Genomic DNA, 13,462 nt, shown 5'->3' with positions numbered 1-13,462 from the left:
CCCATTAGCTGCGCCCCCCGCCCGGCGGCCGACTCACATGGTTGTGTGAGCGGCCATTCGGGCGGCGGGGCGTACGTTTGCGGCATGGAACGCCCCCCGCTCATGGCCAGCAAGCGTTGCCCGCACTGCGGGCAGTGGTCGGCGCACCAGCACCAGCCCGATGACCGGTGCGAGCATTGCCAGGAACTACTCGACCCCTTCGGCCCGGAGCGCGCGGCCCAGATGGAAAAGGCCTGGAAGTGGGAACTGCCGCCGATGATGCTCCTGCCGATTCCGCCCACCGACCCGGCTTGGCTGCGCGGGCTGAAGTACCTGGTACGCGGCGGGCAGCTGCTGTTTGCGGCCACCGTGTCGTTTATCGTATGGTTTCTCACCACGCTGGCCGGCTAGCCCTGGCCCCGTTGCACCGCCCGCTGTTTGTGACCTGCGCCGGCCTCTACGCCGGCTACCAGCTGCTCACGCGCGGCCTGCACCTACCCTTGCCGAGCTGGGTCACGAGCTGGCTGGCCGACGCGCTGGCCATGCCCGTTGTGCTCACGCTGGCGCTGGTGGTGCAGCGCCTGGTGCGCCGCCGGCCGCAGCTGGTGCTGCCCGCCAGCTGGCTGTGGGCGGCCTGGCTCTACGTGAGCGTGTGGTTTGAGCTGCTGGCGCCCTGGCTGCGCCCCGCCCGCTACACCGCCGACTGGCTCGACGTGCTGGCCTACGCGCTGGGCACCTGGGCGTTTCAGCGCTGGCTAAACCGGCCGGCCACCGCCCCAGCTCAACCTTGACGCCGCCTTTTGCCGTACAACCCGGTGCCGCCCGCCGTGCCTTTGGCGCGGCGGGCGCTTTGTTTTCCGCTTTCCACCGCTTCTATGCTGCTTACCGACCTCCACCGGGTCCTTTCCGCTTACTGGACTCAATTTCTCTACCTGCTGCCCAAGCTGGCCCTGGCCCTGATCCTGCTGGTCATTGCCATTTTCCTCTCCAACCGCATCAGCCGCCTCGTCGGCGGGCGCCTGCACGCCCGCTCCCACGACCCGCTGCTGGCCGAATTCCTGACCCGCCTCACCAAGTGGGCCCTCATTCTGCTCGGCCTCACGCTGGTGCTGCAGGTCATCGGCATGACGGGCGTGGTGAGCGGCATGGTGGCCGGCGCCGGCCTGACGGCTTTCGTGGTGGGCTTCGCGCTCAAGGACATTGCCGAAAACTTCCTGGCCGGCGTGGTGCTGGCCTTCAACCGTCCCTTCCGCATCCACGACACGATTCAGATCAAGGACAACCAGACGCTCATGGGCCGGGTGGAAGCGCTGAACCTGCGCACCACCCTCATCAAAACCTTCGACGGCAAGGACATCTACCTGCCCAACGCCATGGTGCTGCGCGAACCGCTGATCAACTTCACCCGCGACGGCCACATCCGCCAAGACTTTCTGGTGGCCGTGGACATGGAAGGCAAAGGTGGCCCGGCCGAGCTCAAGCAGCTGCTGCTCGACTTCGTGCGCGCCTTCCACGACGTGAAGGACGAGGAAGGGCACCGGCCCTACATCATCCTGGAGAAAACCGACGGCACCGTGGCCACCCTGCACGTGTATTTCTGGACCTACTCCGAGGACTACCGCCGCGGCACCCAGGAGCTGAAAAGCGAGCTGATGCAGGGCATCCGGGAGCTGCTGCTGCAGCAAGGCTACCCGCACCCGGCGGCCGTGCAGTAACCAAGCCGTGCCGCCCGCTCGGCCGGTAATTGGCCTCCTGCCCCCCCTTGCCGGCGCGCTGAGCTCAGCTCAACCGCGCCGGTAAGGGGGGTTTACGGCTTACGGAGGTTCCGCCCCGACCGGTGCGGCCGGCTACGGCCGCCTGCTCAGAGCTGCCCACGAGCGTGGCGGCTCACCAGCTCGGTGCGCGAGCTGACCTGCAGCTTGCGGTAGATGCGCTTGACGTAGGTGCGCACGGTTTCCACCGAGAGGTCGAGGCGGGCGGCCACCTGCTTGTCGCCCAGCCCGTCGACGATGGCCTGCACCACTTCCCGCTCCCGCTCCGAGAGCAGGTCCGATTGCATGGCGGGACTGGGCTTGAAGTGGGCCAGCACTTTGCGGGCCACGGCCCGGCTCATAGGTGCCCCGCCGCCGACCACTTCGAGCACCGCGGCTTTGATGTCGGCCAGCGGGGTATTTTTGAGCACGTAGCCCGAGGCCCCGGCGCAGAGGGCGCGGTAGATGCGGTCGGCGTCGTCGAACACGGTTTGCATGAGCACGTCGGCGTCGGGCAGGCGCTGCTTGATAAGCGGCAGCGCGTCGAGCCCGCTCATGCCGGGCAGGTGAATGTCGAGCAGCACTACCTGCGGGGGCTGCACCAGGTCGGGCAGCTCGGCCAGGAAGGCTTCGGCGGAGTCGGCCACGAGCACGCAGCGCAGCTCGGGCTGCCGGCAGAGGTAGCCGCGCAGCAGCTCGCGCACTTCGGGGTCGTCTTCGACCAAGGCCAGCAGAATCGGGTTCATGGGGCAAAGGACGGCAGCGCCCCGGCCGAAACCAAGGCGTGGCCCGTCCCCAAATGCGGTACAACCCGCCCTTGGCCGCTGGATTTTGCCCCGGTAGTTTTGCATCCAACAGCCGGCTTAACTGGCTTTCGACGCCTTCTCTCCTCTTTTTTATCCCCTATGACCCCACGTTTTACCCTGTTGCCCCTGACGCTGCTGGCCCTGCCGGCACTGGCCCAGTCGCCCATTACGCTCACCCAGGCCACGTTCCCGGCATCGGCCGCCACCGTGGAGCGCTACCAGGACGCCGCCCTGCCCGCGGGCCTGGGCGCGCCCACCACCGGCGCCAACCAGAGCTGGGACTACCGCGGCCTGCTGCCCAGCGGCTCGGCCTACAACCTGCTGAACCTATCGGTGCCGGCCAGCCCGGCCTTCGCCGGGGCGCAGTGGACGCGCGCCAACACCAGCACCATCGGCGCCTTCTCCTACGTGCTGACCACCTACTTCAACCTGGCCGCCACCGGCCGGATGGCCCTGGGGCGCAGCATCACTCGCCAGCCGTTTTCCATTGCCTCGCGCACCGGCGGCGCCAACGACTCCATCGTGGTCAACCGCCAAAACGCGCCCTACGGCGGAGCCAGCGGCATTGCCGACTTCCCGCTGCCGCTGACGGCCGGCAGCCGCTCCCAGCAAAGCTTCCGCATCGGGGTGACGGGCACGCTCACCATAGCCGGCGCCAGCCTGAACCGCGCCCCGTTCCGCCTGGTGCAGCGCTACACCTACGTCGACTCGGTGGCGGGCTGGGGCACGCTGCGCATCCCCGTGGCGGGCCGCGCCGCCGGCTCCGACCCGCTGCCGGTCCTGCTGGTGCGCAGCCGCACCATCCGGCAAGACAGCGTGTATCTGAACGGCGCGCCGGCCCCGGCGGCCCTGCTGGCGGCTTTTGGCCTGACCCAGGGCGGCGTCAGCACGTTTTTCCTCGACCACTTCTGGCGCATGGGCTCGGCCCAGCCGCTGCTGGAGCTGTACTACCCCAACCGGCAGTACGCCACGCCCGCCTTCGCCGACTACTCCACCGAAAGCAACGTACTGACGACCACCGCTAGTACGGCGCTGGCCGCGGGCTGGCAGGCCTGGCCCAACCCGCTGGCCGCGGGGCAGCCCCTGCAGCTGGCCTTGCCGGGCGCGGCGGCCGGGCAGCCCGTGCAGCTGACTCTGGTCGACGCGCTGGGCCGCACGGTGCTCCACCAACCGCTGCCGGCGGGCAGCGCAATGCTGCCCGCGGCAGCTACTGCCGGGCTGCGCCCGGGGCTGTACGCGCTGACCGTGCAGCAGGGGGCACACCGCGCCACTTCGCAGTTGTTGCTGCAGTAGCAGGCAGGTATCCGCCGGGCATCAAAATGCCCTGTCGGGCGTCCGGCAGGGCTTTTTGATGCCCGGCACCCGCTGCTGTGGGCCCGCGGGCCCACAGACGTCCCCCAAATGCGGTACACAGTTGGTTTGTGCGGCCTGCTGGCTCCGGTAGTTTTGTGGTCCGGTGGCCCCTCGGGCCGGCCGGCTATACGTCTCTTCCACCTTTCTATGCAACACCGTTTACGATTTGCGCTATTGCCGGCTCTGCTGCTGGCGCTGCTTACGCCCGCGGCCCGGGCCCAAACGCCGACCGGCTCGGTGGGCGTGGGAACGACCACGCCGCACGCTTCGGCGGCGCTGGAGGTGTCCTCGACGGCCAAGGGCCTGCTGCCTCCGCGCATGACGCAGGCGCAACGCGACGCCATTGCCAGCCCGGCGGCCGGCCTGACCATCTACAACACCGACGCGGGCAAGCTCAACACCTGGAACGGCTTCTACTGGGGCGAATCGGTGCAGGGCCTCTCGGCCAGCGCCAGCGGCCCGCAGACGCTGACCTTCAACTACACCGGCACCTCGCAGACCTGGACCGTGCCGCCGAACGTGACCAGCGTGCAGGTGGACATGGCCGGGGCCCGCGGCCGCACCATCGACAACTGCAGCAACTGCTACCGGGGCGGCCGGGGCGGCCGGGTCCAGGCCACGCTGACGGTGACGCCGGGCCAGGTGCTCACCATTGAAGTGGGGGGCGACCGGGGCTATAATCCAAGTACGCTTTACCAGGACGGGGGCTACAACGGCGGCGGGCGCGGCAGCGAACCGGGCGGCGGCGCTACCGACATTCGCATCGGGGGTACGGCCCTCACCAACCGGGTGCTGGTGGCCGGCGGCGGCGGCGGCTCGGGTTACTACGCCCGCGGGGGCCCCGGCGGGGGCCTGACCGGCGGCGACGGGCTGATTCCGACGGCGGGCAACCCGACGGGCACGCCGGGCACCGGCGGCAGCCAATCGGCCGGCGGCGTCACGGGCGGCACGCCGCAGCAGTACTGCTACTGCGGCACGAGTCCGGCCGGCCCCGGCGTGGGCGCGGGTCTGACCGGCGGCACCAGCTGGGGCGCGGCGGGCGGCGGGGGCGGCTACTACGGCGGCGGCATGAGCCACGGCAACGCCGGCGCCGGCGGCGGCTCGTCCTACGCCGACCCCGCGCTGACCAGCAACGTGACGCACACCCAAGGCTACCAGAACGGGGCGGGCTACGCCCGCCTGAGCTTCAGCTTTCAGCCCGAAGCCCCCATCATCAGCCTGAACAACGCCACCACCTCCCAAGCGGCCGGCACTGTGATTTTCAGCGACGGCAGCAAGCTCAGCGGCAGCAACCAGCTCTATTGGGACAACGCCACTAGCCGCCTGGGCGTGGGCACCAGCAGCCCCCAGGCGGCGCTGCACGTCACCGGCAGCACCCGTCTCGACGGCCTCGGTGGCAGCGGCACGCGCATGGTGACGACCGATAACAACGGCACGCTCGCCGCGCAAGCCCTGCCCACCGACGCCCAGACGCTGGCGCTGAGCGGGCAGACGCTGAGCATCAGCGGGGGCAACGCCGTGACGCTGCCCAACGGGGCCGACAACCTGGGCAACCACACCGCCACGCAGAACCTGAACCTGGGCGCCAACCAACTCGTGGGCAACGGCGGCAGCAGCGGCCTGGGCCTGACGAGCAGCGGCGGCCTGCTGCTGCCGGCCGGCGTGATTCAGCGCGGCGGCGCGGCCATTACTGCTACATCCGATTTGGGCCTGTACTCCCGCCAGAGCGGCGTATTCATGCGCCTGGTGACCAACAACGCCCCCATCCGCTTCTACTCCGACGACAACGCTGGCACCACGCCCAACGTGAGCATTGAAGCCGACGGCTCGGTGGGCATCGGCACGGGCAACACCACGCCCGCCAACCGCCTGGACGTGCAAACCACCGCCGGGCGCACCGGCACGCACGCCTCGGGCCGCCCGCTGTACGTGACCGGCGACTTCGACCAAGCCGCCGGCGGGGCAGAATTCCGGCACTACAACGGCACGCAGGGCGTGGGCATCGGCTACAACTCGCTCTACGCGGCGGGCACCAACGCCGACCAAAACCTGAACCTGATGCCCAAGGGCGCGGGCAGCGTGGGCATCGGCACGACCAGCCCCGCGGCCCTGCTCGACGTGAACGGCAGCCAATTGGTGCGCGGCACGCTGGGCTTCGGGGCCAGCACCCGGCAGATGCTCAACCTCTGGAATACCGACTACGGCATTGGCATTCAAGGCGGCACCGAGTACTTCCGCTCGGGCGAGGCTTTTGCCTGGTACGCGGGCGGTTCGCACAACGACACGCAGTTTGACGCCGGCGGGGGCAGCCAGCAGATGGTGCTGAAAAACGGCCGCCTGGGCATCGGTTCGGGCTTCAGCAACGCGGCCCTGCCCAACGGCCCGCTGGAAATCCGCCAGCAGAGCCCCTACCTGGTCGTGCACTCGCCCGGCAACGCCTGGGCCTCCGTGGGCCTGGATGCCAACGACAACTTCAAGCTCAAGTTCAACGACGGCCCGGGCTTCGGCGGCACCAACTACCTCACGTTCAGCGGCACCAACGTGGGCATCGGCACCACCGCGCCCGCGTACCCGCTCGACGTGCAGCGCTCGGTGACGCCCGGCAACTTCAACTACGGCTACCTCAACGGCGGCGGCTCCACCGGCTACGCCACCAACAACACCGGCGCGGTGAGCATCCGCGCCACGGGCCGGGTGCTGGCCACCGAATTCAACGCCACCTCCGACCGCCGCCTCAAAACCGTCATCGGCCTGAGCAACGCCGCCCAGGATTTGGCCCTGCTCCAGCGCCTGCGCATCACCGACTACACCATGCGCGACCGGGTGCAGTACGGGCAGCGCCGCTTCAAGAAGGTCATTGCCCAGGAAGTGGAGGAAGTGTTTCCGCAGGCCGTCAACCAGCATAGCGGCTTCCTGCCCGACATCTACGCCAGCGCCACCCAGGCCGCCGCGCAGGCCGATTCGCTGCTGGTGCTGACCCTGCCCGCCGCCCCGGCCGCCGCGCCCGGCCAGCGCATCAAGCTCATCGGCGCATCCTGCGAAGTCGTGGGCACGGTGAAGGCCGTCCGCGGCACCACGCTGGTGGTGCGCGGGGCCCGGCAGCTGGCCGGCCAGGCGGTGTTCGTGTTTGGCCTGGAGCACTCCGACGTGCGCACCGTCGACTACGAAGCCCTGGCCATGCTCAACGTGTCGGCCACCCAGGAACTGGCCCGCAAAGTGGCCGAACTGGAACAGCAAAACGCCCAGTTGCGCCAGCAAAACCACGCCCAGGGCCAGCGTCTTGATCAGCAGCACGCCTCGCTGCAAACCCAGGCCGCGCAGACCGCCGACCTGGCCCAGCGCCTGAAAGCCCTGGAAAACCTGCTGGGGGCCAAGGCCGAGGCCAAGTAAGCCCCGCCGACCCCTGTCGGCTACCTTCTGCCGCCCGCCCCGAGAGTGCCGCGCACTGATTGGGGCGGGCGGCAGTGCGTAAGCCCCGCGGCAACCCGTATTTTTACCAGTCGGCGCGCGGCCTCGCTCTGCTCGCGCGCCCGTTTGCCTTCTGCATGAAACGCCTCTTTGGCTTACTGCTCAGCGTGCTGCTGGCGGATGGGCTCACCGCCGCGTCCCCGCTCGACAGCCTGCGCCGCCTGCCCGGGCTGCCGCTGGCCGCCCAGCTGCGCCTGGCCCGGCAGCCCGTCACCCTGCGCACGGCGCCCACCGTCGTTGCCCTCACCCGCCGCCCCGGGCTGCCCCGGCTGGTGCGCGCCGAGCTGCTGGCCAACCTGGCGGGCCACTACCTACACGAAAACCAGCCCAGCCTGGCCATTATCCAGATGCTGCAGACGCGGCGCATGGGCCTGGAAGACGGCGACTCCCTGCGCGCCGCCGTGGCCTGCGAGTGGCTGAGCTATTCCTATTACCTGCTCAAACAGCCCCAGCCCGGCATAGCCTACGGCCGCGAGGCCCTGCGCCTGGTGCCGCGCCACACCGCCGCCGGTCGCGCCGAGCTGGGCGGCATCTACACCAACCTCGCCTGCTGCGCCACCATCGCGCGCGACTTTCCGCTGGCCACCCACTGCTACCGCCAAGCCCTGCGCCTGGCCCGGCAGGAGCGCGACCCGGGCAACGTGGCGGTGGGGCTGGCCAACCTCGCCGACCTGGCCCTACAACAGCAGCAGTACCCGCGCGCCGCGGCGCTGCTCGACTCGGCCTTTGCCGCCTACGCGCCGCCGCGCCACATCGGCACGCAACTGTTCCTGGACGAAATGCGCGGCGTGCTCGATTACCGCCTGGGCCATTACGCCGCCGCCGCCCGCCGCCTCGAAGCCACCCTGCACGCCGCCCGCGCCGCCCACAACCTCAACGACGAAATGAGCGTGACCACGACGCTGGTGCCGGCGCTGCAGCGGCTCGGCCAGTACCAGCGCGCCCTCACCTACCAGCGGCGCTACGCCGTGCTGCAGGACAGCTTGTTCGAGGAATCGAGTGCGCGCCACGCCCGCGAGCTGCAGACGCTGCACGCCACCCAGCAGAAGGAGCAGCAGCTGGCCCGGCAGCAGCAGCGCATTGCCGCCCTGCAGGCCGCTACCCGCCTGCGCGAAGCCGAACTGACGCGCCGCACCACCCTGTTTCTGGCCGTGTTGGCCGGCGCCGGGCTGATGCTGGTGCTGGTGGTGGTGCGGCAGCGGGCCCGCCACCTGCTGGCCTCCACCACGGCCGCCCTGCGCATGCGCACCCGCATTGCCGCCGACCTGCACGACGAAGTGGGCACCCTGCTCACCCGCGTGAACCTGCAGGCCGAGCTGCTGCGCCAGCAGCAGCCCCAGCCCGACCCAGCCCTGGAGCGCCTGCTCACCAACTCCCGCCAGGCCGCCAGCACCATGCGCGACATCGTCTGGGGCATCGACGCCGAGGCCGACACTGTGGGCGCCCTGCTCGACCGCATGCGGGACCACCTCGACCAGTGCGCCCCGCCCGCGGGCCTGGCCACCGAGCTGCACGTGCTCGGCCTGCGCGACGAGGAGCACCTGAACCCCGAGCTGCGCCAGCACCTCTACCTTATTTTCAAGGAAGCCGTCAGCAACGCCGCCCGCCACGCCCGGCAGGCCACCGAGCTGCACGTGAGCCTGGAGCGCACCGACGGCAACTTGCGCCTGCGCGTGGCCGACGACGGGCAGGCCGGCGGGGCCGCCCCCTCGGGCCGCAGCGGGCTGGGCCTGCGCAGCATGCAGCAGCGGGCCACGGCCCTCGGCGGCACGTTGCGCACCGGCCCCGCGCCCGGGCACGGCTTCTTGGTCGAGCTGCTCGTGCCCCAGTAAGCCGCCGCGGAATCACCCGCTTATTTCACCATTTCCGCAAATCCCCGTATCATGCGGGCACCCGACGGCGTTAGGGGCCCTAGCGGCCGCCCAGTCGTCTTTGCCGCGTACCGCATGTCCCAAAGCGTTGTTCACCGAGTACTCCGTCCCTTGCTGCTTTGGCGCCTGCGCCACGTCAGCGACCGGGTGTACCTGATTCTGGTGAGCGTGCTGGTGGGCATGCTGGCGGGCCTGGCGGCAGTACTGCTCAAAAATGCGGTGCACTGGGGGCAGGAATTGCTCTACGGCTGGATTCCGGAGCAAAACCGCGTTTTCGCCCTCTTCCTCTACCCCATCATCGGCATCGGGCTGACGGTGCTCTTCGCCCGCTACGTGCTGCACGGCAACCTCGGCCGCGGCATCGGGCCCATCATCTACTCGGTGGCCCGGCAGGGCAGCATCGTGCCGCGCTCCAAGCTCTACTCGCAGTGGGTCAGCTCCTTGCTCACGGTCACCTTCGGCGGCTCGGCCGGTCTGGAAGCCCCGATTTCCGTCACCGGCTCGGCCATCGGCTCCAACCTGGCCCGCATCCTGCGCGTGAGCCGGCGCGAGCGGCGCCTGCTGGTGGGCTGCGGGGCGGCGGCGGGCGTGGCGGCCATCTTCAACTCGCCTATTGCCGGCGTGCTGTTTGCGGTGGAAGTGGTGCTGAGCGAGCTGTCGGCGCCGTTTTTCATCCCGCTGCTGATTTCCTCGGCCACGGCCACGGTGGTGTCCAAACTGCTGTTTTCGGGCCAGCCCTTCGTGCTCATCACCACCAGCTGGGACGTCGACACCATCCCGTTTTACATCGTGCTGGGTTTGTGCGCGGCCCTGCTGTCGGTGTACATGATCCGGGTGTACTTCGCCGCCGACAAGGTGTTTGAGCGGTGGAAGGGCTCGTTCCGCAAGGTGGCCCTGGGCGGCATCGGGCTGGGCGTGCTGGTGTTCGTCTTCCCGCCGCTCTACGGCGAAGGGTACAACATCGTGCAAAACCTGCTCAGCGGGGAGCCCCAGCACCTGCTCGACGCCAGTATTTTTTCGGTGTACCGCGACGAAAACGTGTGGATTCTGCTCACCGTGGCCCTGTGTACCATGCTACTGAAGGTGCTGGCCACCTGCATCACCATCGGGGCCGGCGGCAACGGGGGCATGTTCGGTTCCTCGCTGTTTTCGGGGGCGCTGCTAGGTTTTTTCATCGCCCGGCTCATCAACATCAGCGGCTGGTTTGTGGTACCGGAGGTGCACTTCGTGGTGCTGGGCATGGCCGGCGTGCTGGCCGGCGTGGTGCACGCCCCGCTCACGGCCATCTTCCTTATTGCCGAAATTACCGGCGGCTACGCCCTGTTCGTGCCCCTGATGGTGGTGACGAGCTGCTCCTACCTCATCACGCGCTACTTCGAGCCCTACTCGGTGTACACGCGCAAGCTGGTGCAGCGCGGCGTGTACGTGCACCAAGACCGCGACCGGGGCCTGCTGGCCCAGCTCGACCTCTCCCGCCTCGTCGAAACCGACTTCGAGCCGGTGCAGCCCGAGGCGACGCTGGGCGAGCTGGTCGACATCTTCCGCCACGCCACCCGCAACCTCTTCCCCGTGGTCGACGACGATGGGGCACTGGTGGGCATCATCTCGCTCGATCAGGTGCGCGACGCCCTCTTCGACGAGCAGCACTACACCACCACCCGTGTGCGCGACCTAATGACCGAGCCGCCCGCCACCGTCAACGTCGACGATACCCTGCTGGACACCTTGCGCTGCATGGAGCAGCTGAACGTGTGGTCGTTGCCGGTGCTCAAAAACGGCCGCTACGTGGGCTTCCTGCTCAAGTCGGCCATCCTGGCCAGCTACCGCAAGCAGCTCATCAAGGAAAGCGAATAGGTGCTTAGGCCCGCGCGCAGCGCCGGCCGCCTTTAGCGCTGGCGCGGGTTCCTCAGCCAGCCGTCGAGGGCGCAGCCCAGCAAGATGCCCGCGGCGTAGCATCCCAAATCGGACCACAGAAAGCCCCGGCCGAGCACCAGCGCCCCCAGCCGGGTGGCCCGCAGCGCCTGCAGCCACGGCGCCTGCCACAGCTGGCTCAGCTCGGTGGCCAGGGCCCAAGCGGCGGCCAACCCCGCCCGGCGCCGCAGCGGCCCGCGCGGCCACCCCAGCCCCACCAGCCCAAACACCAGCAGGGCCCAGAGCCCGTCGCCGGCGTAGAGGCCCACCCAACTCGGCAGCCCCGCTTGAAACCGCCGCGAGGCCAGCCCCAGCAGCACGGTCAGGCCCGCCAGCCCCGCGTAGCGCCGGCGCAGATCAAGCAAATCGTTGGCAGATAGGGGCATCGACGAACAAGTTAGCGGCCGAACAGGACCAAGGACGAGCGGTAGCAATCTGCTCTGGTTTACTCATCAAGCCAATTTTTAACTTTGCATTACAAAGCTCTTTGATAATTTTGCTGACATCAAACTTTCCGGCTAGTTTTTGCTGTTTTTCGAGGCATGGAATATTTCGTAGCGCCCACCTCCATTGTGCGCACCATCTGGGGCAAGGCCGACACCGTGCTGTTCATATTCGCCGGGGCCGCGGCCGAATTTGCCCTGAACAAAGCCGTCGATTGGCTGTATTTCACCGGCAAGCTGCCCGCCGATCCGCTGGGCCGGCTGTTTTCCACCGTCGAGTACGCCCGGCAGATTGTGTTTGCCGAGCGGCCCGCCGCCGAGCGTGCCATCGACACCATTGCCCACATCCACCGCGCGGTGGAAGCCAAGCGGGGCGCCCGCATCCCCGACTGGGCCTACCGCGACGTTTTGTTTATGCTCATCGACTACTCCATTCGGGCCCACGAAGCGCTGGAGCGCCCCCTGACGGCGGCCGAACGGGCGGAAGTGTTCGACGTGTTCGGGCGCGTGGGCCGGCGCATGGGCATTGCGGCCGTACCCGCCACCTACGCCGAGTGGCAGCAGCAGCGTGCGCAGCACCTCGCCGCGGATCTGGCGCCCAGCCGCTACACCACCGACCTCTACCGTCAGTACCGCCGCCACCTCGGCCCGGTGCGCTACGCCCTGCTGCGCCAGGCCCAGGGGCTGGTGGTGCCCCCGCTGGTGCGCCGGTTGCTGCACCTGGGCCGGGGGCAGGCGCTGCGGCCCGTCATAGCCGTGTACCGGCGCGTGCAGCACCTGGCCCCGAGCCGCTGGGCGCGCACCAGCCTGCTTCCGACGGCCTTCCGCGCACAAATTGCGGCGCTGGATATGCAACCGGTGCCTTTGGTGCATCTATAAACTGGCGCGGGCCAAACTCCGGCCCGCGCCGTGCGTACGATTTTTGCAAGTGCGGCGTTGGAATGTTTGCCCGTCCTGCGTTCCTTACTTTTTCTTACCCCTGCAGTGCTTATGGTTTCTCTCTTACTCCGCCATCCGCTGCGGCTTGCGCTGCTGCCTATTCTCCTGGTGCTGAGCCTACTGGCGGCACCCGCCCGGGCCAGCCACATCCGCGCCGGCGACATCCAGGCCAAGCCCGACTCGACCCCGGCCCACAACCCGCTGCGCATCTTTTTCAAGATGGTGCTTTATACCGATGCTGACGCCGGCGCCGATGACCCGGGCAATGCGCAAAGCAACCTCGCAACCATTTTTTTTGGCGACGGTACCAGCCTGGTCGCCACCCGCCTGCCGAGGGTGCGGCTTGCCAACAACGTAGCCCGCAGCGTCTATTATTTCGAGCATACCTACAACGCCCCCGGCCTGTACGTGGTTAGCCATATCGGCGAGCTGCGGGCCACGGGGATTCGCAACGTGCCGTCGTCGCAGGACCGCAGCTTTTACATCCACACCCAGGTCAACATCAACCCCATCATCGGCGTCAACCACTCGCCGGTGCTCAACGCCCCGGCCGTGGACCGGGCCGCCGCGGGCCAAGTGTTCTTGCACAACCCCGGCGCCTCCGATAAAGACCAGGATTCCCTCGTCTTTCGCCTGCGGGTGTGCCAGTACGAGCCGCGCTCGGTAGCTTCCATTGTGGGCCCCGGCGGCGACAATACGCCCCGTCCGGTCGACATTCCGGGCTATACGTTCCCGAACGTTGCCTCCGGCGGCATGCAGGTGCCTTACACGGGGCCGCCGGTGGGCGACACGTCGAGTTCTTCGATCTTGGTGATGAACGACAGCACCGGGCAGATAGTGTGGAATGCTCCTAACCTGCTCGGGGACTACAACGTGGCGTTCGTGGTGGAGGAGTGGCGGCGCGACGCGTTCGGGGGCCGGCGCAAGATCGGGGAGGTGGT

General features: G+C 68.6%; 10 protein-coding genes and 1 pseudogene. 9 read left to right on the top strand and 2 right to left on the bottom strand.

The window, feature by feature from the left end; all coding sequences use genetic code 11:
• The first annotated feature begins 84 nt into the window (after window positions 1-84).
• The 3 genes from LJ737_RS23660 to LJ737_RS23650 all read left to right on the top strand — a co-directional run bounded on the left by LJ737_RS23660 (window position 85) and on the right by LJ737_RS23650 (window position 1,694).
• A complete protein-coding gene (locus tag LJ737_RS23660) occupies window positions 85-390 on the top strand; it encodes a hypothetical protein (RefSeq protein WP_227769243.1) in 306 nt (101 codons plus the stop codon).
• Window positions 363-770: a hypothetical protein gene (locus tag LJ737_RS23655; RefSeq protein ID WP_227769242.1), complete on the top strand. Its 408-nt coding sequence runs from the start codon at window positions 363-365 to the stop codon at window positions 768-770. Before LJ737_RS23660 ends, LJ737_RS23655 begins: the two co-directional genes overlap by 28 nt.
• 84 nt (window positions 771-854) lie before the next feature.
• A complete protein-coding gene (locus tag LJ737_RS23650; RefSeq protein WP_227769241.1) occupies window positions 855-1,694 on the top strand; it encodes a mechanosensitive ion channel family protein in 840 nt (279 codons plus the stop codon).
• Window positions 1,695-1,840: 146 nt separating this feature from the next.
• On the opposite strand, the gene LJ737_RS23645 is transcribed toward LJ737_RS23650, so the two are convergent.
• Window positions 1,841-2,476: a response regulator transcription factor gene (locus LJ737_RS23645; RefSeq protein ID WP_227769240.1), complete on the bottom strand. Its 636-nt coding sequence runs from the start codon at window positions 2,474-2,476 to the stop codon at window positions 1,841-1,843.
• Between the two features lie 159 nt (window positions 2,477-2,635).
• Here LJ737_RS23645 and LJ737_RS23640 point away from each other — a divergent pair, with 159 nt between their 5' ends.
• From LJ737_RS23640 to LJ737_RS23625, 4 genes are all read left to right on the top strand, one after another.
• Window positions 2,636-3,829, top strand: coding sequence for a hypothetical protein (locus tag LJ737_RS23640; RefSeq protein WP_227769239.1), 1,194 nt, complete (start codon window positions 2,636-2,638; stop codon window positions 3,827-3,829).
• 207 nt (window positions 3,830-4,036) lie between these two features.
• Entirely contained in the window at window positions 4,037-7,279 is a 3,243-nt protein-coding gene (locus LJ737_RS23635; protein ID WP_227769238.1) for a glycine-rich protein, read from the top strand.
• Between the two features lie 155 nt (window positions 7,280-7,434).
• Complete coding sequence (locus LJ737_RS23630) at window positions 7,435-9,189, top strand: sensor histidine kinase (protein WP_227769237.1); 1,755 nt, start codon at window positions 7,435-7,437, stop codon at window positions 9,187-9,189.
• Window positions 9,190-9,339: 150 nt separating this feature from the next.
• Window positions 9,340-11,082, top strand: coding sequence for a chloride channel protein (locus tag LJ737_RS23625; RefSeq protein WP_227769236.1), 1,743 nt, complete (start codon window positions 9,340-9,342; stop codon window positions 11,080-11,082).
• A gap of 32 nt (window positions 11,083-11,114) precedes the next feature.
• Here LJ737_RS23625 and LJ737_RS23620 read toward each other — a convergent pair whose 3' ends face one another.
• Complete coding sequence (locus tag LJ737_RS23620) at window positions 11,115-11,525, bottom strand: ribosomal maturation YjgA family protein (protein ID WP_227769235.1); 411 nt, start codon at window positions 11,523-11,525, stop codon at window positions 11,115-11,117.
• Window positions 11,526-11,681: 156 nt separating this feature from the next.
• Here LJ737_RS23620 and LJ737_RS23615 point away from each other — a divergent pair, with 156 nt between their 5' ends.
• Entirely contained in the window at window positions 11,682-12,461 is a 780-nt protein-coding gene (locus tag LJ737_RS23615; RefSeq protein WP_227769234.1) for an oxygenase MpaB family protein, read from the top strand.
• A gap of 111 nt (window positions 12,462-12,572) precedes the next feature.
• Window positions 12,573-13,462: pseudogene (locus tag LJ737_RS23610) on the top strand (hypothetical protein); the annotation flags it as partial.

The sequence above is a fragment of the Hymenobacter sp. 15J16-1T3B genome, assembly GCF_020711235.1.
Classification (GTDB): domain Bacteria; phylum Bacteroidota; class Bacteroidia; order Cytophagales; family Hymenobacteraceae; genus Solirubrum.
This window is presented reverse-complemented; position numbering and strand designations above follow the sequence as displayed.